General features: G+C 68.6%; 29 protein-coding genes. 15 read left to right on the forward strand and 14 right to left on the reverse strand.

What is annotated here, in order from left to right:
- Positions 1-196 precede the first annotated feature (196 nt).
- On the forward strand, positions 197-1,270 hold the full coding sequence (locus A37U_RS47535; RefSeq protein ID WP_020501990.1) for a peptidoglycan-binding protein: 1,074 nt from the start codon (positions 197-199) through the stop codon (positions 1,268-1,270).
- Positions 1,271-1,309: 39 nt separating this feature from the next.
- Here the strand turns inward: A37U_RS47535 and A37U_RS0138540 are convergent, their stop codons facing one another.
- Positions 1,310-2,086, reverse strand: a complete 777-nt coding sequence (locus tag A37U_RS0138540) for a glycerophosphodiester phosphodiesterase family protein (protein ID WP_026198063.1) — start codon at positions 2,084-2,086, stop codon at positions 1,310-1,312.
- Positions 2,087-2,153: 67 nt separating this feature from the next.
- Here A37U_RS0138540 and A37U_RS0138545 point away from each other — a divergent pair, with 67 nt between their 5' ends.
- Together A37U_RS0138545 and A37U_RS0138550 are read left to right on the forward strand one after the other, a co-directional pair.
- Positions 2,154-2,510 (forward strand): hypothetical protein, encoded by a 357-nt coding sequence (locus A37U_RS0138545; protein WP_020501992.1) that lies wholly within the window; start codon positions 2,154-2,156, stop codon positions 2,508-2,510.
- 224 nt (positions 2,511-2,734) lie between these two features.
- Positions 2,735-3,358 carry an MBL fold metallo-hydrolase gene (locus tag A37U_RS0138550; protein WP_026198064.1) on the forward strand — a complete coding sequence of 208 codons (624 nt, stop codon included), beginning with the start codon at positions 2,735-2,737 and terminating at the stop codon, positions 3,356-3,358.
- 331 nt (positions 3,359-3,689) lie between these two features.
- Here A37U_RS0138550 and A37U_RS52385 read toward each other — a convergent pair whose 3' ends face one another.
- Positions 3,690-3,860, reverse strand: coding sequence for a hypothetical protein (locus A37U_RS52385; protein WP_020501994.1), 171 nt, complete (start codon positions 3,858-3,860; stop codon positions 3,690-3,692).
- Positions 3,861-3,907: 47 nt separating this feature from the next.
- Between A37U_RS52385 and A37U_RS0138560 the strand changes: the two genes are divergently transcribed.
- The gene (locus A37U_RS0138560) at positions 3,908-4,828 is read left to right on the forward strand and encodes an aminoglycoside phosphotransferase/kinase family protein (RefSeq protein ID WP_020501995.1); all 921 of its coding nucleotides are present in this window, start codon (positions 3,908-3,910) and stop codon (positions 4,826-4,828) included.
- 4 nt (positions 4,829-4,832) lie between these two features.
- Here the strand turns inward: A37U_RS0138560 and A37U_RS0138565 are convergent, their stop codons facing one another.
- Together A37U_RS0138565 and A37U_RS0138570 are read right to left on the reverse strand one after the other, a co-directional pair.
- Positions 4,833-5,582 (reverse strand): putative protein N(5)-glutamine methyltransferase, encoded by a 750-nt coding sequence (locus A37U_RS0138565; protein ID WP_020501996.1) that lies wholly within the window; start codon positions 5,580-5,582, stop codon positions 4,833-4,835.
- Positions 5,579-6,130, reverse strand: coding sequence for an AAA family ATPase (locus tag A37U_RS0138570; RefSeq protein WP_020501997.1), 552 nt, complete (start codon positions 6,128-6,130; stop codon positions 5,579-5,581). Before A37U_RS0138570 ends, A37U_RS0138565 begins: the two co-directional genes overlap by 4 nt.
- A gap of 19 nt (positions 6,131-6,149) precedes the next feature.
- On the opposite strand from A37U_RS0138570, the gene A37U_RS0138575 reads away from it, so the two are divergent.
- Complete coding sequence (locus tag A37U_RS0138575) at positions 6,150-6,548, forward strand: DnaJ family domain-containing protein (RefSeq protein ID WP_020501998.1); 399 nt, start codon at positions 6,150-6,152, stop codon at positions 6,546-6,548.
- Positions 6,541-6,867, forward strand: coding sequence for an MmcQ/YjbR family DNA-binding protein (locus A37U_RS0138580; RefSeq protein WP_026198066.1), 327 nt, complete (start codon positions 6,541-6,543; stop codon positions 6,865-6,867). The genes A37U_RS0138575 and A37U_RS0138580 overlap by 8 nt, the downstream gene beginning before the upstream one ends.
- A gap of 1 nt (position 6,868) precedes the next feature.
- Here A37U_RS0138580 and A37U_RS0138585 read toward each other — a convergent pair whose 3' ends face one another.
- Positions 6,869-7,405 (reverse strand): methylated-DNA--[protein]-cysteine S-methyltransferase, encoded by a 537-nt coding sequence (locus A37U_RS0138585; protein WP_240437812.1) that lies wholly within the window; start codon positions 7,403-7,405, stop codon positions 6,869-6,871.
- Between the two features lie 108 nt (positions 7,406-7,513).
- Here A37U_RS0138585 and A37U_RS0138590 point away from each other — a divergent pair, with 108 nt between their 5' ends.
- From A37U_RS0138590 to A37U_RS52390, 4 genes are all read left to right on the forward strand, one after another.
- Positions 7,514-8,836 (forward strand): MFS transporter, encoded by a 1,323-nt coding sequence (locus A37U_RS0138590; protein WP_026198067.1) that lies wholly within the window; start codon positions 7,514-7,516, stop codon positions 8,834-8,836.
- A gap of 18 nt (positions 8,837-8,854) precedes the next feature.
- Positions 8,855-9,406, forward strand: a complete 552-nt coding sequence (locus A37U_RS0138595) for a dihydrofolate reductase family protein (RefSeq protein WP_020502002.1) — start codon at positions 8,855-8,857, stop codon at positions 9,404-9,406.
- A 69-nt stretch (positions 9,407-9,475) separates the two neighbouring features.
- Complete coding sequence (locus A37U_RS48935) at positions 9,476-9,922, forward strand: DUF1707 SHOCT-like domain-containing protein (RefSeq protein WP_169527018.1); 447 nt, start codon at positions 9,476-9,478, stop codon at positions 9,920-9,922.
- Positions 9,915-10,073 (forward strand): hypothetical protein, encoded by a 159-nt coding sequence (locus tag A37U_RS52390; RefSeq protein WP_020502004.1) that lies wholly within the window; start codon positions 9,915-9,917, stop codon positions 10,071-10,073. The genes A37U_RS48935 and A37U_RS52390 overlap by 8 nt, the downstream gene beginning before the upstream one ends.
- Before the next feature lie 24 nt (positions 10,074-10,097).
- Here A37U_RS52390 and A37U_RS0138610 read toward each other — a convergent pair whose 3' ends face one another.
- The 3 genes from A37U_RS0138610 to A37U_RS47550 all read right to left on the reverse strand — a co-directional run bounded on the left by A37U_RS0138610 (position 10,098) and on the right by A37U_RS47550 (position 12,937).
- Complete coding sequence (locus A37U_RS0138610; RefSeq protein WP_020502005.1) at positions 10,098-11,702, reverse strand: FAD-dependent monooxygenase; 1,605 nt, start codon at positions 11,700-11,702, stop codon at positions 10,098-10,100.
- Between the two features lie 35 nt (positions 11,703-11,737).
- Positions 11,738-12,211, reverse strand: a complete 474-nt coding sequence (locus tag A37U_RS0138615; protein ID WP_020502006.1) for a MarR family winged helix-turn-helix transcriptional regulator — start codon at positions 12,209-12,211, stop codon at positions 11,738-11,740.
- A gap of 297 nt (positions 12,212-12,508) precedes the next feature.
- Entirely contained in the window at positions 12,509-12,937 is a 429-nt protein-coding gene (locus tag A37U_RS47550; RefSeq protein ID WP_157183308.1) for a hypothetical protein, read from the reverse strand.
- A 191-nt stretch (positions 12,938-13,128) separates the two neighbouring features.
- On the opposite strand from A37U_RS47550, the gene A37U_RS0138625 reads away from it, so the two are divergent.
- On the forward strand, positions 13,129-13,329 hold the full coding sequence (locus A37U_RS0138625; protein ID WP_020502008.1) for a hypothetical protein: 201 nt from the start codon (positions 13,129-13,131) through the stop codon (positions 13,327-13,329).
- 64 nt (positions 13,330-13,393) lie between these two features.
- On the opposite strand, the gene A37U_RS0138630 is transcribed toward A37U_RS0138625, so the two are convergent.
- From A37U_RS0138630 to A37U_RS0138645, 4 genes are all read right to left on the reverse strand, one after another.
- Positions 13,394-14,857 carry an SPFH domain-containing protein gene (locus A37U_RS0138630; RefSeq protein WP_020502009.1) on the reverse strand — a complete coding sequence of 488 codons (1,464 nt, stop codon included), beginning with the start codon at positions 14,855-14,857 and terminating at the stop codon, positions 13,394-13,396.
- Positions 14,858-14,873: 16 nt separating this feature from the next.
- Positions 14,874-15,299 carry an NfeD family protein gene (locus A37U_RS0138635; RefSeq protein WP_020502010.1) on the reverse strand — a complete coding sequence of 142 codons (426 nt, stop codon included), beginning with the start codon at positions 15,297-15,299 and terminating at the stop codon, positions 14,874-14,876.
- A gap of 77 nt (positions 15,300-15,376) precedes the next feature.
- Positions 15,377-16,183, reverse strand: coding sequence for a DUF3097 domain-containing protein (locus tag A37U_RS0138640; protein WP_020502011.1), 807 nt, complete (start codon positions 16,181-16,183; stop codon positions 15,377-15,379).
- An 11-nt stretch (positions 16,184-16,194) separates the two neighbouring features.
- Entirely contained in the window at positions 16,195-17,094 is a 900-nt protein-coding gene (locus tag A37U_RS0138645) for a DMT family transporter (protein ID WP_063712893.1), read from the reverse strand.
- A 74-nt stretch (positions 17,095-17,168) separates the two neighbouring features.
- Between A37U_RS0138645 and A37U_RS0138650 the strand changes: the two genes are divergently transcribed.
- From A37U_RS0138650 to A37U_RS0138665, 4 genes are all read left to right on the forward strand, one after another.
- Complete coding sequence (locus A37U_RS0138650; RefSeq protein ID WP_020502014.1) at positions 17,169-18,068, forward strand: LysR family transcriptional regulator; 900 nt, start codon at positions 17,169-17,171, stop codon at positions 18,066-18,068.
- Between the two features lie 19 nt (positions 18,069-18,087).
- Positions 18,088-18,852 carry a class I SAM-dependent methyltransferase gene (locus A37U_RS0138655; protein WP_020502015.1) on the forward strand — a complete coding sequence of 255 codons (765 nt, stop codon included), beginning with the start codon at positions 18,088-18,090 and terminating at the stop codon, positions 18,850-18,852.
- 67 nt (positions 18,853-18,919) lie between these two features.
- Positions 18,920-19,861 carry a GlxA family transcriptional regulator gene (locus tag A37U_RS0138660; protein WP_020502016.1) on the forward strand — a complete coding sequence of 314 codons (942 nt, stop codon included), beginning with the start codon at positions 18,920-18,922 and terminating at the stop codon, positions 19,859-19,861.
- Positions 19,862-19,878: 17 nt separating this feature from the next.
- Positions 19,879-20,517: a DJ-1/PfpI family protein gene (locus tag A37U_RS0138665; protein WP_020502017.1), complete on the forward strand. Its 639-nt coding sequence runs from the start codon at positions 19,879-19,881 to the stop codon at positions 20,515-20,517.
- On the opposite strand, the gene A37U_RS0138670 is transcribed toward A37U_RS0138665, so the two are convergent.
- Together A37U_RS0138670 and A37U_RS0138675 are read right to left on the reverse strand one after the other, a co-directional pair.
- Positions 20,514-21,317: an SCO1664 family protein gene (locus tag A37U_RS0138670; RefSeq protein WP_020502018.1), complete on the reverse strand. Its 804-nt coding sequence runs from the start codon at positions 21,315-21,317 to the stop codon at positions 20,514-20,516. The genes A37U_RS0138665 and A37U_RS0138670 overlap by 4 nt on opposite strands.
- 1 nt (position 21,318) lies before the next feature.
- Positions 21,319-21,891, reverse strand: a complete 573-nt coding sequence (locus tag A37U_RS0138675) for a DUF3090 domain-containing protein (protein WP_020502019.1) — start codon at positions 21,889-21,891, stop codon at positions 21,319-21,321.
- Positions 21,892-21,952: the final 61 nt, after the last annotated feature.

A 21,952-nucleotide genomic window follows, 5' to 3' on the forward strand; every position in this document is an offset into this window, starting at 1 on the left:
CGGAAAACTTTCGTCCGTGCCGGTCCGCGCGGCCATATTGTGTCCCGATATCTCGTCCGCCCAGCTCCGCCCGGCGAATAACAGGGGTGTCATTTTCAAGGTGTGTCGCTGCCACGTGTGGTGCAGGATATGTGTGAGAATGGCGTGTCGTCTGTGACTCTTGTGGTTTATGGTGCGGTTACCTAGTGTGTTTCGCATGAACAGACCTCGCACACATCGGCTCACGCGCGTACTGGCGCGGATCGTCGCGGTCACCGCGGCCACGGCGGCCCTCGGAATCACCGCAGCGGACCTCGCCGGCGCCGACCCCTCCGCGGCCACGTGGTCGAAGCTCCGGCACTGCGAGTCCAGCGGCAATTACCAGACGGTCTCGAGTACCGGCAAATACCGCGGTGCCTACCAGTTCGACCAGCCGACCTGGGAGAGCGTCGGCGGAGCCGGGCGGCCGAACGCCGCGAGCCGCAGCGAGCAGGATTACCGCGCGCTCTACCTGTACCGGATGCGCGGCTGGCAGCCCTGGGAGTGCGCGGACAGCAGGCACCTCGGACTGCGCAACGACTCGGACGGCCGCAGCAAGGTCGCGCCGAGCAGGGGAGAGTCGGCCTACATCGGCGGCGGTGGTTCCTCGGGCGGTTCGGGCGGTTCGGGTTCCGGCGGGTCTGGCGGTTCCGGTGGATCGAGCGGGGGCAGTGGCGGCTCCTCCGGTGGCTCCGGCGGCACGGGCGGTTCCGGCGGTTCGGATGCTCCTGCGGGCACCACTCCGGAGGGCCTGCCGAAGTGGGACGGCAAGACCTACTTCAAGGGCGACTGCGCACCGGCCATCAAGACTTTCCAGGACCAGCTGAACAAGGCGGGTTCGACCTACAAGTTCAAGGCGACCGGCTGCTACCAGGAGCGCACCTTCGACGCGGTGGTCAAGCTGCAGAAGGACAACGGCATCAATCCGTCCGGCAGGCTCGGTTCCGCGACCTGGTACGCGGCGTGGAACGGCAAGGGCTTCAGCGGTCAGAACCTTTACACGGTGCCTGCGAAGGCAGGCAAGTGGGACGGCAAGGTGTACTTCAAGGGCGACTGCTCAGCCTCGCTGCGCACCATCCAGCTGCGGCTCAACAAGATCGGCGCCGAACCCACGTTCAAGGGCACGAGCTGCTACGACGAGAACACCTTCGCGGCGATCGTGAAGCTGCAGAAGGCCAATGGCATCAACCCGTCCGGCAGGCTCGGCCCGAAGACCTGGGAGGCCGCCTGGAACGGGAAGAGCCTGACCTAAACGCGGCGCGCCCGAATGTGACACTGTTTCGGCGAGGTCTCAGTGCCACATTCCGCGTTCCCGCAACACCGTGCGCAGTACGTCCGGCGCGTCCGTGACGAGTCCGTCCACCCCGAGGTCGAGCAGTTCGGTCATCTCGGGTTTCCCGTCGATGGTCCACACGTGCACCTCGATGCCCCGACGCCGCGCGGTACGCAGCAGCTGCTTCGTCACCAGGCGCAGCAGCCCCCGGTGCGGTGGGATCTGGGCCGCGGCCCCGGCGAGTGTTCCGCCGAACGGATTCCCGGGCAGCCAGGAGTTCACCAGCAGCGAGAACACCGCACGCGGGCCCATCGAGGTGAGCAGCTTCTCCCCACCAGACCCGCGTAGCCTGCGCAGCCGCTCATCGGAGAACGAGGCGAGGCAGACCCGGTCATAGGCCTTGGTCGCGCGCAGTACCTCCAGCACCGGCTCCACCGCTGCGTCCGCCTTCACGTCGATGTTGAAGAAGGTGTCCGGCAGCTCCTCGAGCAGCGCGGTCAGGGTGCACACCGGTTCGCGTCCGGCGATCTTCGCCCGGGACACCGCACTGAACGGCAGCTCGGCGATCGCCCCCGCCGAATCGGTCGTGCGATCCAGGCGTTCGTCGTGCGCCACCACGACGACCCCGTCCGAGGTGGCGTGCACATCGGTTTCCACGTACCGGTAGCCCTCGGTCACCGCGGCACGGAAAGCCGAGAACGAGTTCTCCATACCTTCGGTCGCGCCGATGTGCCAGCCGCGGTGCGCGAACGCACGCGGATGCGGTCCGCGCAGGAAGGGGTGCATCGTGATCATCTCCTCCAGTCTGTCTGCCCGGCGTGGCACGGCGGCGACGAGAAGGTTGCACACTAGTCTCGGCGACGTGTCCAGTACCGAACCGATAGCCCGGCGCACGCGTCGCGGACCGCGGCACTGCGGCTGGTGCGGCCGGAACCTCCCGGAAGCCGAACGGGGCGGCCGCCCGCGCAGGTACTGCGGACAGGCCTGCCGGCAACGTGCCTACGAACGGCGCACCGCCGCGGAGCGGACCGGGATCCCCGATGACGCCGTCGTACTGTCCTCGGCGGAACTCGGCGATCTCCAGGACCGGTTGTTCCAGCTACGTTGCGCTGCCGAGGATGTGCACACCGCCGCTGCCGAGGGAGCCGAGCTCGCGGAACTGCGCGACCTCGCGGAGCGCCTGGTCACAACGGTACGCGAGCTCGAGTATCTGCGGTGAGCCTCGTGCGGCACCGGTACTGTGAGTCCACAGTGGACGGTGGCCTCGCGGATTGGGCCGGATGTTCGCCGAGTTTGCGCATGCTCCGATCCTCGGCGCCCGGAGCGGCTCGCACCATCCGGTAACACCCCGAGTTTCCGGTGGGGCTGGCTCCAGCATGGAAAACCGTTATCCTGCGCGGGGCCCAGCCTGCATGAGGAGTAGGCGCTCGATGAGGAGAGTCGATGACTGTACGGATTGATCACGTGGTGACCTCGGGGACGTTCTCGCTCGACGGCGGAACCTGGGAAGTCGACAACAACGTCTGGATTCTGGGGGACGACACCGAGGCGATCGTCATCGACGCGGCACACGATGTGGAGGCGATCGTCCGCACAGTCGGCGAGCGGACACTGACCGCGATCGTGTGCACCCACGCGCACAACGACCACATCGACGCCGCACCGGAACTCGCGATGCGCACCGGCGCACCGATCCTGTTGCACCCGAAGGATTGGTTCCTGTGGAAGCAGACCCACGGCGATCGCGCACCGGACGACGAACTCGGCGACCGGGTCAGTGTCGCCGGTACCGAACTGAGCGTCCTGCACACCCCGGGGCACTCGCCGGGTTCCTGCTGTCTCTACTCGGCCGAGCTCGGCACCGTGTTCTCCGGAGACACGTTGTTCTCCGGTGGCCCGGGGGCGACCGGGCGCTCGTTCTCCGATTTCCCGACGATCATCGAGTCGATCCGCGAGCACCTGTTCACCCTGCCGCCGGAAACCGCGGTGCGGACCGGGCACGGGGACGGCACGACCATCGGTGCCGAGTCGCCACAGTTGGCGGAGTGGATCGAACGCGGCCACTGATCCGGCCCTCCGGGAACCCACCCTGCTTTCGTCACAGTGACGCAACCAGGGTGGGTGCGACTGCGCCGAGAGAGCGGTCCTGGCAAGCCGTCCGGGGTGCGGAAGCCGAGACTTCGGCGGTGATAACGGAGGTCCGGGCGTGCGGTGGACACCGTGGTGATGGTGCGCGCAGTGCTCGGCTCGCAGCCCGGCGAGACGAGCGAATGGCCAGGTCAGTGCTGTCCGGGAGACGATGCCGAACGGCGTCCGAGCGCTCTTCCTCAACTCCTATAGTGTGCCGATAAGCTACATTATGTCAAGTAATCTCGATGAGCCCTTCTACCCGACAGCACTAGACACCAGGTCCCTCGAGCAGGCCGATCTCGGAAGGAGTCCAGCCGGTCATCTCCCCGATGGCGAGACCTTCCTCGGACACGCCCTGCAGGTATCCGGTCGGTGGCGGGCATCCCGTGCCACGCCAGTCCCGCGGTTCCGCACGCCCCGGACGCCGCACCGGCATCATTCAGTGGTCCGGCTCGCGGAGCCGAAATTCATGGCACAGTCGGCACCGTGTCGTCGCACGATCTGCCGGAGTGGTTGCCGGCCTGGTGTCTGGACCAGTTCGGTAGTCCGCCCGCTGACGTGCTGTTCCACCGGCGATCGATGTCCGCCGTGTTCGGTCTCCAGCTGGCCGATGGGACCGATATCGTGATCAAGGCCCGTGCCGGGGACGGCCGGGCGGCCTCGTGTGTGGCGGCACAGCAGTGGCTGGCGGAGAACGGTTTTCCCTGCGCGTGTCCCCGCACACCGGTCAGCCGGGTCGGTCCGCTTGCCGTGCACGTGGAGGAATTCCGGGCCGAGGGCGAGGTGCTGCCCGGAGATACGCCGGAGGTGGCGGTGCGTTGTGCCGAGGTGCTCGCGCGGCTGATGGCCGGACTGGCGGACCTCGCCGTGGCTCCACCGCTGCCGAACCCGCGCTGGGTGCGGTGGGATCACGCGGACTCCGGCTTGTGGCCCGCGATCGCGTCACTCGACGCGAAGGATCAGGAACTCGTCCCGGGATACCTCACGGACATCGCCGGACGGGCCCGCCGCCGCCTGCTGTCCGCCGGACTCCCCTGCGTGCTCGGCCACGCCGACTTCGAGGCGCACAATCTCCGCTGGCTGGACGACCGGATATGGGTGGTACACGACTGGGACAGCCTGGCGTGGCAACCGGAGGCCGCTCTCGTGGGCGCCGCGAGCACGGTGTTCCCGAAGCTGGGACCGGCAAGGCTGGCGCCGATCGAGAGTACCGAGGCCTTCCTCGCCGCCTATCAGGACGCGCGCGGCCGGTGGTTCACCGCAGCCGAGCAAGAGGTCGCCTGGGCGGCCGGTCTGTGGCCGGTGGCACACGATATCCGGTGGGAAGCGCTCCACGGTTACACCGCGGTGTCCGGCGAGGCGTTCCCGGTACAGGCGGCCGAACGCCTCCACCGGGCGAACGCCTGACGGTTCACCGGCGTTCGCCGGTGACCACGGTCGCGGCTCGTTCCTCATCGTGCAGGACGACCGGCTCGAGCCCGTTCGCGGAGAAGGAATCGGCGAGCGCGGCGGACTGGCGCGTGCTCGTCTCGATCAGCAGCGAACCGCCCGGGGCGAGCCAGTGTCCTGCACGGGCGGCGATGCGGCGCGCGATGTCCAGCCCGTCAGGGCCGCCGTCGAGTGCCCGGTGCGGTTCGTGATCACGCGCTTCGGGTGGCATGAAGGCGATCTCCGCGCTCGGCACGTAGGGCGCGTTGGCGACCAGCACCCCGACTCGCCCGGCCAGTTCGCCGGGCAGCGGCTCGTCGAGGTCGCCCTGGTGGACCTGCGCGCAGTTGTGCCGGGCGTACCGGACCGCTTCCGGATCGAGTTCGGCGGCGTGCACCCGCGCCCCGGGCACGGCGTCGTGTACCGCGGCGGCGACCGCCGCGCAGCCACAGCACAGCTCGACCACGACGGCGCCCGGCCGGGTGCGCTCGATCGCTTGCAGGGCAAGGAATTCGGTGCGTTTCCTGGGCACGAACACGCCGGGCCCGACAGCGAGGCGCATGTCGAGGAACTCCACCCAGCCGAGCAGCTGCTCCAGCGGCAGTCCCTCGATCCGCCGCGCCACGAGCGATTCGAGTTCCCCCGGCGATCCGGCTGCCTCGAAAAGCAGCTGCGCCTCCTGTTCGGCGAACACACAGCCCGCCGCGCGCAACCGGTCGACGATCGCGGTCATTCCGCTCCGCCACTCCCCTCGTCCAGCAGCGCGAGCAGGGCACGGTAGGTGTCCTCGAGGGGGTTCTGCGCGTCGAGTGCGTGCGCGGTGGGCCGGTCCAGTCTGGTGAGCCGGTCGTGCATCGTGGAGAGCTCTATCGCTCCCCCGTACGCGGCGACAACGGCGCGCAGATGTTCGTGCAGCGGATTCCCTGTCCGACCGCCGAATCGCTGCAGGGCGGTCTCCTTCGGGCAGTGCAGCACGATCTCCACGAAGGCGGCGCCGGACTCCCGCGCGGCCGCGGCGAACTTGGCGATCTCGCTTTCCCTGCCGAGGTACTGCGGGAGTAGCACGTCGAATCCGGCACGCAGATGGGTGCCCGCCATGGCGAGCGCCAGCGGCCGCACCAGTTCACCGGTCCGGCCGAAGTGCTCCTGCCAACCGCCGATCAGCGGGCGCAGCTGGTCGGTGTCGAGATCGAGCACGCCGGGATGTTGCTCGGCATAACGGGCTGCGAGGGTGGATTTCCCGGCTCCCGGTGGTCCGTTGAGGTGGATCAGGCGCGGCATACGCTGGCAGCATAGCCGTATGACCGAGAAGAAGCCGCGCGATATGCCGTTCGAGTCCTGGGTGGACAAACAGGTCCGCGAGGCGAGCGAGCGCGGCCAGTTCGACGATCTGCCCGGGTACGGCAAGCCGCTGCCCGGCGCCGGTGAACGGTACGACGAGCTGTGGTGGGTCAAGGACAAGATCCGCCGGGAGAACATCACGCATCTGCCCGGGCCGTTCGCGATCCGGAAGGCGGCCGAGGACGCCCATCGCGCGGCACTCGAGGCGAAAACCGAGCGGGGTGCCCGGGAGATCGTCGAAACCATCAACGACCGCATCCGCGAGGAACTGCGCCGTCCCAACGATGGGCCGCCGCTTGGGGTGCGCCCCTTCGACATCGACGCGGTACTGGCCGAATGGCGGCGGTCTCATGCCTGACGCCACTCGGTTGCGGGCCCTCGCGCTCGGTCTCCCCGAGGTGTTCGAACGCGAGACCTGGGGCAAATCGGCTTTCCGGGTCGGTGCCAAGCTGTTCGCCACGCTCGCCGCGGACGAGCAGTGCGTGGTGCTGCGCGCGACGCACGAGGAGCAGGCCGCGGCGCTGGCGCTCGATCCGGGTACCTTCGCGGTGGCGCCCTATCAGGGGCAGCACGGCTGGATCCGGGTGCGGCTGGCCACGATCGCCGATGACCAGCTGGCCGAGCTGGTGACCGAGGCATGGCGGCAGGCCGCGCCGAAGCGCCTCGCGACCGGATGAGCTACAGCTCGAACAGCGCCGGTTCCAGTGCCCCTTCGATGGTCAGCATGCGGCGCTTGGTGTGCACGCCCCCGTTCGCGCTGAAGCCGTGCATCGAGCCGTCCGAGGCCAGCACCCGGTGGCAGGGCACGATGATCGTGACCGGGTTGTTCCCGAGTGCCCGCCCGACGGCCTGCGCGGCACCGGGTTCGCCGACACGGCCCGCGATCTCTCCGTAGCTGACCGTCGTTCCGGGTACCACGGCCCGGGTCGCCCGGTACACGGCGACGGCGAACTCCGGCACTTCCGTGTAGTCGACCGGGATGTCGACCAGGTCGTCCCGCTCCCCCTCCAGCAGCCGGGCCACCCGGTCCGTGGCGGTGCGCACCCAGTCCGGTGGCTGCGGTTCGTTCTCCTCCGCGCCCGTCAGCAGCAGGGTGCGTTCGGTGCTCGACTCCGGCAGCCGCAGCGAGCGCACTCCGGTGTCGGACCAGGTGATCGCGCACTGGCCGATCGCGGTCGGGAAAAGGTAGCCACGCATCACCGGTATCCGTTTCATTCGGTTCGCCCCTTGCGCATTCTAGCCCGCTGCGTGCAGGCTACTGCGCGGCTCGTGCGACGAAGGGCGGCTTGGGTGGTACTCGAACACGGTGATGCTGAGCAGTCCCTGCGCGCGGGCGAGGACACGCGTACCACACGCTCCCAGGTCCGCAGGGCGGCCGCGGCGAGCGCGATCGGCACCACCATCGAGTGGTACGACTTCTTCCTCTACAACACGGCGAGCGCGCTCATCTTCCCGGCGCTGTTCTTCCCCGCTTCGAGCGAATACGCCGGAATCATGCAGTCCTTCGGGACCTACGCGGTCGGGTTCGTCGCCCGGCCGATCGGTGCCGCGATCTTCGGCTACTGGGGAGACCGGCTCGGCCGCAAGACGACGCTGATCATCACGCTGCTGCTGATGGGGATCGCCTCCGGCATCATCGGGGTGCTGCCCGGGGCGGGCACGATCGGGCTCTGGGCTCCGCTGCTGCTCGTGCTGCTGCGCGTCGTACAGGGCATCGCGGTCGGCGGCGAGTGGAGCGGTTCGGTGCTACTCACCATGGAGTGGGGCGCGCAGGGCAAACGGGGGTTCTTCGGCAGTTTCGCCCAGGTCGGGGTGCCGATCGGGCTCGTGGTGGGTACCGGCGGCATGACGCTGGTGTCCTCGGTGATGGACCCGGAGTCCTTCGCTTCCTGGGGCTGGCGGCTGCCGTTCCTGTTCAGCCTGGTGCTCGTGGCGATCGGGCTGGTCATCCGGCTCTCGATCCTGGAGACCCCGATGTTCGCGCGGGTCATCGCGGAGAAGCGCACCGCGCGCAAACCGGTGACGGAGGCGATCCGGAAACATCCCAAGGAGATCCTGCTCTCCGCGGGTCTGCGGTTCTCCGAGCAGCTGCCGTTCTACCTGTTCTCCAGTTTCGTGCTCACCTATCTCGAGGATCAGGGCTTCTCGAAGTCCTTCGCGCTCACCGCGCTGATGGTCGCGGCCGCTTTCGAATTGATCACGATTCCGTTGTTCTCCGCGTTCTCGGACAGGTTCGGACGCAAGCGGATCTATGCCATCGGCGCGGTCGGCATCATCGTGATCGCGGCCCCGTATTTCGCCGTTCTGGACAACGCAGGGCCGGTCGCGGTGTTCGCGATGGTGATCATCTCGTTCATCCCGCACGCGCTGCATTACGGCCCGCAAGCAGCGCTGATCAGCGAAAGCTTCCCGACCAGGCTGCGCTATGGCGGGGCGGGTCTCGGCTATCAGCTGGCGAGTGTGTTCGCCGGTGGGCCCGCTCCCCTGCTGGCGACCTTCCTGCTGCACGAGACCATGACGCCGTACGCCATTTCCGGGCTGATGGTGTTCACCGCGATCGTTACCTTGATCTGTTTGTGGCTGCTTCCCGACCGTTCTCGCGCCGATATCGATGACGAGAGCCTTTACCGCAAGGCGATACGGTGACCGATAACGGAGAGTTCCATGGGCAGGATCATCTCGCACTTCTTCATCTCGCTCGACGGCGTCGTCGAGTCCCCGGACAAGTGGCATTTCCGGTACTTCAACGAGGAAATGGGCGCGGCGATGGACCGGAGCATCGCTTCCACGGAAGCGATGCTGATGGGCCGGCTACTGTACGACGAATGGTCGGTGCACTGGCCGGAGGATCCATCCGGGGATCCGTTCGGTGAGTTCATCAACCGGATCCCCAAGTACGTGGTGTCGAACTCGATCACCGAGCCGGCGTGGCGGAACACGACCGCGCTCGCCGTGGATGTCGCGGAGATCGAGAAGCTCAAGGTGTGGACCCCCGGCGCTATCGGGATCTCCGGCAGTGCGACGCTGGTGCGCTGGCTGCTGGCGAACGGTCTGCTCGACGAGCTGAACCTCATGGTGCATCCGATCGCGGTCGGCGAAGGGCAACGGCTGTTCGACGCGGTCGGGATCCATCCGATGCGGCTCCTGCGGCAGGAGACGTTCTCCACCGGCGTGCTCAACCTGCACTATGCGCCCACGGATGTGCCCCGACCCTGAGAAAGTTCAGGGTCGGGATACGGCCTGAACCTGATGCGCGGGCGTACCGGTGTGCCGATCATTGATGGCATGAGTACGCCAACCGAACCCGCAGGCCAGCCGCGTGTGGTCGCCGGCGAGTACCGCATCGGGGACGTGGAGCGCGAACAGGCCTCGCGGCGGATCATCGCCGCGGTCGGTTCCGGTCACCTCACCGTCGCCGAAGCCGATCAGCGCATGGCCGATGTGTACGAGGCACGCTGGCCGAGCGATCTGCTGGCCCTGCTCGGTGATCTGCCGCCGGCGGGCCAGCAGTCACCGCCGCCCCCACCACCGCCGGTGCAGCCCGCCTATCCGGCGCCGCCACAGCACCGGAACCGGGTGCCGCTGTTCCCGGTGCTGCTGCTCGCCTTCGGCGTATCGGTGTTCTTCGGCCCGGTCCTGCACGAGTGGATCCTGCCGCTGTTTCCCGTCGTCCTCGGTGGGCTCCTGCTGATGCGCTGGCAGCTGAACAACAACCAGCGGTCCGATGCCTGAGCTCGGCGAGCGGCGGGTGTACGAGGTCCGGGTGCACGGCTGCACCAGCGACGAGGAACAGCTCGCGGCGCGGGAACCGATCGCCCGCACCCTGTGCCCGGACGAGTGGCACGCCAGCCCTTGCCCGGTGCCGTGGGAATTCCGGGCTTGAGTAGCAGCGGTACAGCGGTGAGCGCTAAGCCGGAGCTTCCGGAGTCTGGCTCGAATGTGCCAGTGGGACGCCGAGCCAGGCCTGCAGTGCCTTGTCCAGCGAGCTCCGGTCGGGTTCGCCGGCCCAGCCAACGTAACCGTCGGGCCGTACGAACATAGCCGCCGGAGCGTCGTCGGTCAGTGGGGCCGTGGTGATCGTCCGCATGCGGTCGCGGTATGGGGCAACGAGGTCGTGCCGCGCACCGGAGGGATCCAACAGGAGCGCCCTGCCGTCGTGCATGTGGTCGGCGAGCCGGGACCCGTCAGCCAACTCGTAGTCGGGTGCGCTTGCGCCGACAAGCGGATGGTCACCGGAAAGGTCGTATCGCTGCCAGAGGCCCGAGATCTTCTTCGCGAAGTACGTGGCACCGTCCACGGTCCGTGCCAGGTCGGTCACCACCTCGCGCAGCGCACGGGCATGGGGCTCCGGGCGCATCACCGTGATTTGGGCACGCGTCCAGTTCAGCACCCAGGCGCCGAGGGGATGCCGCTCGGCGGTGTAGGTGTCCAGCAGCCCGTCCGGTGCCGTCCCCCGCACGGTGGCGGCGAGCTTCCAACCGAGGTTCATCGCGTCGCCCACGCTCAGGTTGAGCCCCTGCCCGCCGAACGGAGGGTGCACGTGGGCCGCGTCGCCGGCGAGCAGCACTCGCCCCTGCCGGTAGGTCGTGGCCTGACGGGTGTTGTCGGTGAACCGGGTCAGGCTCGTGATCCCGGTGACCGTGGCATCGGCGCCGGTCACGTAGCGGATGGATGCCTGTAGGTCCTCGGCCGTCGCCGGAGTGTCGTGGTCGGCCGGTGCACCGTCGAACGCGACCGTGGTGATTCGCCCGCGCGGCGGGTCGTTGAGGTAGACGCCGGTGTCGGTCGCGTGCCAACCGACACCAAGGTCCTGCACGCCGACGATGTCGGCGATCCCGTGGTAGGCGGTGATTTCCGGGTCAGTGCCGGGAAAGTCGAACCCGGCGAGCTTGCGCACCGTACTGCGGCCGCCGTCGCAGCCGACGAGCCATCCGCACTGGATCGGCCCCTGATCGGTCGCGACCGTCACCCCTTCGGCGTCCTGTTCGAAACCAGTCACCTCCACCCCGCGACGAACTTCCACGCCGAGCCCGGCAGCGTGATCGGCGAGGATCGCCTCGACCTGCTTCTGGTGGACCAGGTCGACCATGTCCGGGGGATTGAGCCCAGCCAGGTCCGGGTCGGACTCGTCCAGCATCTCGCCGCTGAGCATGATCGCCGCGAAATGTCCGGAGAACCTGGGCAGCGCGCTCGTGCCGTCCGGCCGCCGGGTGGAGAGGTAGGAGACGGTCCACTCCGTCTCCTGCTGGGCTTGCCGCAGCGCGGGAAGCAGGCCGCGCCGGTAGAACGCCTCGATATTGGGCCGGTTCACGGTTCCTGCCTTGAGGATAGGATCGGCCTCGGTCAACCGTTCCAGCACGATTACCGAGGCACCGCCGGCCCGCAACTCACCGGCCAGCATCAGCCCCGCGGGGCCGGCCCCGGCGACCACCACGTCGTAGTCGACCGGACGCTTCCCCGTGTGGGATCGCGGGGAGGCGGAAGCGGTGGCGGTTTTGGATGGTGTGGTCATGGTCTACCTCCGGAATGGATCGGGTGGTCAAGTCGTCAGGACGTGGCCTGGGTGTCCGACCGGCGGGCGGTCTCGATCAACCGCCGGATGATCGGTCGAGTCACATTCATCGCCAACCGAAGCGAGGCATCGTCCTCGGGGGAGAGCGTTGCCAGCAACTCCGCCAGGCGGTCATGGCGATCGCGGAGACGGTTGGCCACCAGGGTGCGACCGGCGTCGCTGAGCGCGATGAGCGACGCTCTCCCGTCCTCGGGATCCCTGACCCGCACCACCAGCCCCTGCCGCTCCAGGCGCTGCACCAGCTGGCTCGTCGAGGGCTGGCTGGTACCTTCCGCCGCCGCCAGTACCGTCAGCCGCGTCGGGCCGTCCCGGTAGAGCCTGCCAAGGCACATGATCGCGGTGAACGTCAGACTTCCGTGGTCGGTCAGATGCCGGATCACCAGGCGGATGACCTCGTCGAAAACCTCCGTGACGTCATCCCGCCCCTGGTCGCGCTCCATCTCACCCATAGCTCATTTATATCATGGAGTTATATAACCTATCTAGCAACTCGACGACTACTACCCCCTTCGTGTTGCGGTACTATGAGTTTGACCTCGATCACGCCTGGGTGGTGCCACTCGAACCTTCTCACCACCCGGGACATTTAGATAATTTTTCTATGTAATTACTCTTGGCTCTCCGGAACCATCGGTGTGCGGCCGTACAGCCCGGCATGAAGAACCGGTCCACCTGCGGCAGACGTCTCATCGCCCAGACGGTATGCGCTGTCACCGGCACCGGACATGTTTCGGATCGAGATCGGCCTATGAGACGAGATCGACCGTGACCGTGCTGTACCCGACATCGAGAGCGTCGAGTGCGAGCAGGTCCGCGTGCTCGTGATGCCACCGTCGGGTTCGTAGATCGTCGGCAAGCTGCTGGAGCCCGGGCGCAAGCGCTTCGGTGTCTGTCTTGGCCAGCATTGACATGCCAGCACGCACATCGGGGTCGAGGTAGGTCTCGGGGCGGCGCCAGTACGCGGCCCCGAAGCCGTCGATGCAGTCGTACGGCACGGGCACCGCCCGCACCGTCGCATCCGCCCCAAGCAGTCGGCACAAGCGCTGTACCGGAATCGCCTGAGTGGCGTCAGTTCGTGCGGCAGCCGGAAGGTACTCGGAGAGCAGCCAGAACTCGGCCATCCTTTCCGGCCGCCACGTGAAGAACACCAGGCGGCGCCTTGCGACCCGGCGCATCTCCGCCACCCCGGCGGCAACATCGCTCCAGTGATGCACCGTCAGCTTGCCGGCCAGACGGCGATCCTCTCTACTCGGAACGTCCCGCAGGACTCCCCCTGCTCATCGGTCAGAAACCCCACCGGCACGGCGAAACCGTATCCGCACCGCGCTGACCAGCAGACTCCGGCTCAGCACTAAGCGCTGTACCGATGCTACTCAACCCCGGATTCGGGTTCGCGGACGACGATCTCGCGCTCAGGATTCTGGCCACCCCGTACACCGCGTTCGAGGTGACCGGCCGGGTCCGCCCGGTCGTCGGCGATACCCGGGTGGTGAGCCTGCACGTCGCCGGAGAGGACGATTTTCCGGAGCTGCTGGAGCAATACCGGGCCGAGCGCGGCCTGAGCTGAACCACGGCGGACACACACAAACGGGCGGGGTACCAGGTACCCCGCCCGTTTCTGCCGGATGAGCTCAGTCGGACAGCTCCGGCGAGCCGCCTCCGGTGGCCGGCGGCTGCTGCGGACGCTGATAGGGCTGGTGTCCCTGGTACGGCTGCTGACCGCCCTGCTGGGGCCATCCCTGCTGGGGCTGCTGCCCCTGGCCCGGGTGCGGCTGCTGGTAGGGCTGCTGCTGCGCGGGCGGCGGTGGTGTCGGGTGCCCCTGCTGCGGCGGAAGCGGCGGGTACTGCTGCTGACCGGCCGGTTTCGCGGGCTCCACCTGCTGCGGCGCCTCGGGCGCGGCCTGCTGCTTCGGTTCGGCCTTCTTGGGTTCGCTTTCCTCGGCGCCGAGCGCCCGCTTGGCAGACCCGCTCGCCTTCGGCTGGTCCAGCGGGCTCTCCACCTCCTGCCGTGCGACCGCTTCGGCGGCGGCCACCGCTTCGGCGACCCTGGGGTCGGTCGAGGTGTCGAACCAGTGCTTGATGGTCTCGTCCTCGTCCTCGGCGTGCTCGCTCGGCTGCTCGTAGGCGGGCGGCTCGTAGCGGAACACCCCGTCCTCGCCGGGCGCCCCGAGCATCTTGGCAAAGCCTTCGAGCGCCTTGCCGTAGTCGGTGGGCACCATCCAGACTTTGTTCGCATCGCCCTGCGCCATCTGCGGCAAGGTCTGCAGGTACTGGTAGGCGAGCACTTCCGGGGTCGGGCGGCCCTGCTTGATCGCCGAGAACACCTTCTCGATCGCCTTCGCCTGCCCCTGCGCCTGCAGGTAGCGGGCGGCGCGGTCACCCTGGGCGCGCAGGATCCGGGACTGCCGCTCGGCTTCCGCGTTCAGGATCGCGGCCTGCTTGGCGCCTTCCGCGGACAGGATCTCGCTTTGCTTCTGTCCTTCCGCGGTCTTGATCGCGGACTCCCGCTCACCCTCGGCGTTCAGGATCATCGCGCGCTTCTCCCGGTCGGCACGCATCTGCTTCTCCATCGAGTCCTGAATGGACGGTGGCGGATCGATCGCCTTGAGCTCCACTCGCGCGACCCGGATACCCCAGCGTCCGGTCGCCTCGTCGAGCACCCCACGCAGCTGCTGGTTGATCTGATCGCGGGAGGTCAGCGTCTCCTCGAGGCTCATCCCACCGACCAGGTTGCGCAGCGTGGTGGTGGTCAGCTGCTCGACACCGACGATGTAGTTCGAGATCTCGTACACCGCGTCGTGCGGGTTGGTGACCTGGAAGTACACCACCGTGTCGATGGAGACGGTCAGGTTGTCCTGGGTGATCACCGGCTGCGGTGGGAAGGAGACGACCTGTTCGCGCAGATCGATCCGGGCACGCACCCGGTCGAGGAACGGTACGAGAAAGTTCAGACCAGGCGTCGCGGTCGCCTTGTACCGCCCGAGGCGCTCGATCACCGCCGCCGTCGCCTGCGGGATCACGATCACCGCCTTGACGACGATGATGAGCACGATGATGACTACGACGGCTATCACGATCCAAGCGCCGACACTCACGTCAATTGCTCCCCTATCAAGACTTGGCGATCACGACGGCGGTGGCACCGGATATCTCCACCACTGTCACGTCCGCACCGGGTTTGATTACTTCACTTTCCAGGCTGCGTGCCGACCACACGTCCCCGCGGATCTTCACCCGGCCATCCTCATTGGTCACCTCGGTGATCGCGACCGCGTCGGCCCCGACCAGAGCATCGGTGTTGGTCTGGGTGATCGTGCCGGCGTGGAACCGCCGCTTCACCACGGGCCGGATACCAAGCACCATGGCCACCGACAGCACGGCGAACACGACCGCGCTGATCAACGGATTCGCACCGAGAGCACCCGCTCCTGCCGCACCGAGCGCCCCTATTCCGAGCATGACGAGCACGAAGTCGCCGGACAGAGTCTCGGCGGCGACGAGCACAAGCCCGAGAACGAGCCACACGATCGGCCACATGCGCACATCGTGACAGACACGGCAAGGGCACGGTTCAGGGACGCTGGGTGCGTAACCGGAGCGTGATCTTCACGCGGTCAGTCGAGGACGGTGACGTGATCGATGAGCCGCTCCACCGCGCCGATGAGCGGGGTCTCGACGTCCCGGTAGGAGGACACCGCGGCGAGCACCCGGCGCCAGCCCTCGGCCGGTTCACCCCAGCCGAGCGCGGCGCACACGCCTTCCTTCCACGGTGTTCCCTTCGGGATCACCGGCCATTCCCGGATGCCGAGCACCGCGGGCTTGACCGCCTGCCAGATGTCCACATAGGGGTGCCCGGTGATGAGCACGTTGTCCTGGCGGGCCCGCTCGACGATGTGCCATTCCTTGGTGCCTTCCAGGAGATGGTCCACGAGCACGCCGAGGCGCCTGCGCGGGGCGGGACCGAATTCGCCGATGAGCCCGGCGAGATCGTCCACGCCGTGCAGGGGTTCCACGACGATGCCCTCGACCCGCAGATCGTGTCCCCAGACGCGTTCGACCAGCGCGGCGTCGTGGATGCCCTCCACCCAGATCCGGCTCGCCTTCGCGGTGCTCGCGGCGTGCCCTTCCACGCGCACCGAACCGGAGGCGCTCATCCGTGGTTTCGCCGCCGCGGCCTTCGGTTTGACCAGCGTGACGGGTTTGCCCTCCAGCAGAAAGGCCGCCGGGCGCAGCGGGAACACCCGATGCTTGCCGAGCCGGTCCTCGAGCACCACACCGCCGGCCTCGATGCGGACGACGGCCCCGCAGAAGCCCGATGCCGGGTCCTCCACGACGAGTCCTGCCTCCGCGGGTACCTCGGGGATCTTCTTGCGTCCCCGGCCACTGCCGAGCACATCGGGTCCATAGTTCTTGGCACGCACGAACCGCGAGGTTACCGTTCGGCGAATGCCTTGACCGGCTGCGACACCCGCGCCTTCCGCGGTTCCCGGGAGGAAAGCCAGAGCGCGACCACCACGATGGCGCAGCCGAGCAGCTGCACCGTACCGGGCCGTTCACCGAGCACGAGCGCGCCCCAGCCGACCGCGAGCACCGGCTGCAGCAGCAACAGCACCGCACCGGTCGCCGAGGAGAGCCCGGGCAGTCCGGCACCGACCAGGACCCAGCCGAGTACCTGTCCGGTGACCGCGAGCACGAGCAGCCAGCCGAAGGAGGCGGCGCCGGGCAGGTGGAAGGAACCGCCGATCGTTCCCGCGAGCAGCCCGACGAGCGCGGTGGCCACGGTCGCGGTGGTCACCGGGATGAACTTGCCCGAGTCCTTCGCGGTGCGGCGCATGATCACCAGGTAACCGCTGTAGCAGACTCCGGCCCCGAGCGCGCACAGGCTGCCGCGCAGTGTGTGGTCCCCCGGCGTGGTCAGCCCGGAGGCGAGCACCACGCCGGTCAGCGCGACCGGCGCGACGACCAGGAACCGCCGGTTGATGCGTTCTCCGCTGAGCCTGGCAAGCAGCGGTACCACGATCACCTGCACGTTGACCAGCACCGTGGAGATACCCGCACCGATATCCGCGATGGACTGGCTCCACAGCACGAAATCGCAGCCCAGCAGCGCACCGGCGCCGAGGTGGGCAGGCCAGCGGCTGCCGAACCCGATCCGCCTGATCTCCCAGAGGGCCAGCGGGATCAGGAACGGAAGAGCGAGCAGACAACGGAACACCGTCGCGATCGCCGGCGTGGTCGCGGCCAGCGCGATGAACATTCCCGAGCAGGAGATGTTCACCGTGCCCGCGATCACCAGGGCGCGCGGGTTCGAACGCAACGTAGAGAGGCCCATGCATTCCATGGTGGTGGCGATTCAAATGTAGCACAAGTGAATCTTTCTACCCATAATCCAGTAGGCTCACTACCGTGTTGAACGCGGAACGACTACGGGTCCTGCTGGCGGTGCGGGACCACGGATCGGTGGCCGCCGCGGCCACCGCCCTCTCGGTGACCCCGAGCGGGGTCTCCCAGCAGCTCGGCAAGCTGGAGCACGAGGCGGGGCATGCGCTGACCGCCCGCGATGGGCGTTCGGTCCGGCTGACCAACGCGGGCGTGGTGCTTGCCGACCGGGCCGAGCGGATGACCGCCGAACTGCGCGAGGCCGAGCGCGAACTGGCCGATCTGGACCGGGAGGTGCTCGGCCCGGTGCGGATCGGCTCACTGGGCAGCTCCATCCGGCTGCTCGTCGCCCCCGCGCTCGCCGAACTGACCGCCGAACATCCGCGGGTGCGCCCGAGCGTGTTCGACGGCGAATCGCTGGAGCACATGCCACTGTTGCAGGCGGGCAAGCTGGACCTGATCGTCGGTGAGCGGTGGCCGGACATGCCCTCCCCCATGCCCGCGCCGATCGAGTACCAGGTGCTCATCGAGGAGGAGGTGCACGTGGCGCTCGCCGAGAACCATCCCTACGCCGACCGGCCGGTGCTCGACCTCGCCGAGGCGGCGGACCTCGTCTGGGTGTCCTGCCCGGAAAGCGACATCCGCAACGCCCTGGTCGCGGCGCTGGCGAGCCAGCACATCGAGCCGCGGCTGGACTACAACATCGTGGAGCTCCCCACCCAGGCCGCGATCGTGCGCGCCGGGCTCGCCGCCGCCCTGATGCCCGCGATCTCCATCGGCGAGGTGCCCGACGGCGTGGTCGGCCGTCCCCTTCGCCCACCGATGACCAGGCAGATCTACGTGGCCTGGCGGCGCGGCTCGGACCGGCCAGTGGTGCGCGCCTTCGTCCGGACGCTGCGGCGGGTCGCGGCCGGACTCAAGACCTGAATCAGCAGAGGAGCCGCTCATGAACGCGCGCACCGACTTCGATTCGGAACTGCGGCGCTACACCGAGGTGCTGAACCGGGCATGCGGGATCCGGCCCCGTGATCGAGTCCTGGATATCGGCTGTGGGGCCGGGCAGACGACCCGGCACGCCGCTCGCCGCGCCGGGGAAGGCAGTGCGCTCGGCATCGATGTGTCCGCACCGTCGGTCGACCGCGCCCGGGAGCTCGCCGATACCGAACAGCTCGGCAACCTGGTGTTCACGCACGGCGACGCCCAGACCCACCGCTTCCCTCCGGAGCACTTCGACCTGGCGATCAGCAGGTTCGGCACCATGTTCTTCGCCGATCCCGCCGCTGCCTTCGGCAACATCGCCCACGCGCTGCGCCCGGGCGGGCGGCTGGTGATGCTGGTCTGGCAGGCCAGGGAGCGCAACGACTGGATTCGCGCCATCGACCGTGCGCTCGATGTGCCCGGAGCGGCCGAGGAGCTGGATCCGTTCTCGCTGTCCGACCCCCGGGCCGTGACCGAGATCCTGGAGAGCGCGGGCTTCGTCGGGATCGACTTCGCCGACGTCCGCGAGCCCGTCTGCTACGGCGCGGACATTCCCGCGGCCCTCGACTGGATCCGCGGCTTCACGTGCACGAGCTCGGCGCTGCGGCGGATGGATTCCGTGGCCGCGGAACACACCATCGACCGGTTGCGCGCCATGCTCGCCGCGCACACCAGCGCGGAGGGTGTCTGGTTCGACTCCAGCACCTGGCTCGTCAGCGCACGGCGCGGTTGAGGCGATAGCGCGAAAGGTGGGTTTTCCGACCTTGATGCCATCGCCGCCGCGGGCCAGGATCCTAGGCATGCGAAGCGTGCTCATCCCCCTGTTCGACGGCGTGCAGAGCCTGGACGTGACGGGCCCGCTCGAGGTGTTCACCGGCGCCCGCACCGCCAAGGGTGAGCCCGCTTACCGGGTGGTGACGGCCGGCCTCGACGGCGCACCGGTGCGCACATCCGCCGCGCTGCGCCTGCTCCCGGACACGGACCTGCGGGCCTGCGAGACGCCGGAGATCCTGCTCGTTCCCGGCGGTCCGGGGACGAAAGCGCCCGATCCCGCGCTGCTCGACTGGCTGCGCGTGACCGGATCGGCCGCGGACCGGGTGCTCTCGGTGTGCACCGGTGCCTTCCTGCTCGCCGAGGCCGGTCTGCTGGACGGGCGCCGCGCGACGACGCATTGGTACTACTGCGCGGCCCTGGCCGACCGGTACCCGGATGTGCGCGTCGATCCTGAGCCGATCTTCGTCCGGGACGGACCGGTGGCCACATCGGCGGGCGTGACCTCGGGAATCGATCTGGCGCTCGCGATCGTCGAGGAGCACCACGGCAGGGACACCGCGCTGCGGATCGCCCGCGGACTGGTCATGTTCCTGCGCCGACCGGGAAACCAGGCGCAGTTCAGTGCCCAGCTCGACGCGCAACTCGCGCACCGGGACCCGGTCCGCCGCGCCCAGCAGTGGATCCTCGAGCATCCCGAGGCCGATCTCTGCGTCACCGCGCTCGCCGAACGCGCCAGCCTGTCCCCGCGCCAGTTCACCCGCGCGTTCACCGCGGAGGTCGGGGTCCCACCCGGCCGGTTCGTCGACCAGGTCCGGCTCGAGGCGGCCCGCCGCGGGCTCGAGGACACCGGTGCCGGCATCGGGGAGGTCGCGCGGGACTGCGGCTACGGCACCCCGGAAGCCATGCGCAGGGCGTTCATCCGCGCCCTCGCGGTCAGTCCCGCCGAATACCGCAGGCGGGTTTGTTGAGGACGAAAGGTAACCCCATGGAGATCGCCATCCTGCTGTTCGACCGGTTCACCGCACTGGACGCGGTCGGGCCGTACGAAGTGCTCAGCCGGGTCGGAACGGTGCGCTTCGTCGGCACCGAGACCGGCCCGGCGCGCACCGACAACGGCATGCTCGCCCTGTCCGCGGACGCCACGCTCGCCGAGGTCACCGCGCCGGACGTGGTCGTGGTCCCCGGCGGCCCAGGACAGACCGAGCAGATGACCGACGGCCCGGTGCACGAATGGCTGCGTGGGGTGGACGCGGGCAGCACCTGGACCACCTCGGTGTGCACGGGTTCGCTGGTGCTCGCCGCCGCGGGGCTGCTGCGCGGCAGGCGGGCGACCTCGCACTGGCTGGCCACCGACCAGTTGTCCCGCTACGGGGCGACGCCGGCGGAGGAACGGGTGGTCGTGGACGGTAAGTACATCACCGCGGCCGGGGTCTCGGCCGGGATCGACATGGGCCTGACCCTCGCCGCGCGGATCGCCGGGGAGGACGCGGCCCGCGCCATTCAGCTGGGCATCGAATACGACCCGCGGCCACCGTTCGACGCGGGTTCACCGCACACGGCACCTGCGGAGATCGTCGAGCGACTGCGGGCGAACAGCAGGTTCCTGCTCACCGGCGGCTCCTAGAAGACCGGCCACGGGATCGCGCGCCACTGGTTGCCCGGTTCGGGGTAGGTGTCCGCGGCGCACAGCAGCCGGGTGCGGGTGCGCAGCGCGTGCAGTTCCTCGGCGGTGAGGTACCCGGCGAGCGTGCCACCGAGCGTGCCGTCGAGTTCCCCGCTCAGCCGTTCGAGGCCGGCGCGCACCCGGTCCCCGAGCGGTTCGCCCATGAAGCCCCACAGGATCGTGCGCAGCTTGTCCTCCTGGTGCAGGCAGATTCCGTGGTCCACGCCGTACACCCCGGCCGCGGTGTTGAGCACGTGCCCGCCCTTGCGGTCGGTGTTGTTCACGACCACATCGAGGGCCGCCATCGCGCGCAGCTCCGGGACATCGGCGTGCGCGAGCACCGCGGGGTTTCCCGCCCCGTCCTCGGCGCGCAGGATCGGCCGCCAGCCCTCCGGAACCTCGTCCGGGGCGGTGATGTCCACCAGTTCGGTTTCCTCGTCGGTGTCCACCCACAGCTGCACCATGCCGGAGCCGAACGGGCCCTCACGCAACACGGTCGGCGGAACGACGTGGAATCCGGCGGCCTCGGACACCAGGTAGGTGGCGAACTCACGCCAGGCCAGATGACCGTCCGGGAAGTCCCACAGCGGCCGTTCCCCGCTGATCGGCTTGTAGACGCAGTGCGCCTGCACGCCGTCCGCGCTGAGTCCGCAGTACAGGGTGGCGTTGGACGCGTCCACGAGCCGCCCCTCGACCTCGATCTCGGCACGGTCGAGGAACTCCGTGGCGCACGGGTCGGCCGGGGTGAGCTCCGTGCTCACCTCACTCCTCGGACTCGGCGAGGTCGCGCCGGTACCCGTTCTGCCGCGGGCAGATGTGCCCGGCCGGGTCCAGCGGCTCCGAGCACAGCGGGCAGGGCTTACGGCCCGCGTTGACCACCCGGTCGGCGCGCTCGGCGAAGGCCCGTGCCGCGGTCGGGGTCAGGAACACGCGCAGCGCGTCCGGGCCCTCCTCGGCGTCATCGAGTACGACGGACTCGTCGACCTCTTCCTCGGTGACCGCCAGCAGCTCGATCACCACCGCACTGGCCTCGGCATCCCAGCCGAGTCCCATGGTCCCGACGCGGAACTCCTCGTCGATCGGGACCTCGAGCGGATCGGAGTCGAGCAGGTCCGCGGCCGAATCGGGTACCTCGGCCCCGAACTGCCGCTGGATCTCCTCGAGCAGTGAGCCCAGGCGTTCGGCGAGCACCGACACCTGCTGTTTCTCCAGGGACACGCTCACCGTGCGCGCCTGCTCGCTCGCCTGCAGGTAAAACGACCGCTCTCCTGGCTGGCCCACCGTGCCCGCCACGAACCGGTCGGGTTCGCGGAATACGTGAATGACTCGAGACATGACACCATCGACCCTAGGTCATGCGCGTGCTGTGCGGCATCGGCCACCCGCCTCGGCCCTG

Origin of the sequence: Sciscionella marina DSM 45152 (genome assembly GCF_000379465.1) — a bacterium.
GTDB classification, from domain to species: Bacteria; Actinomycetota; Actinomycetes; order Mycobacteriales; family Pseudonocardiaceae; genus Sciscionella; species Sciscionella marina.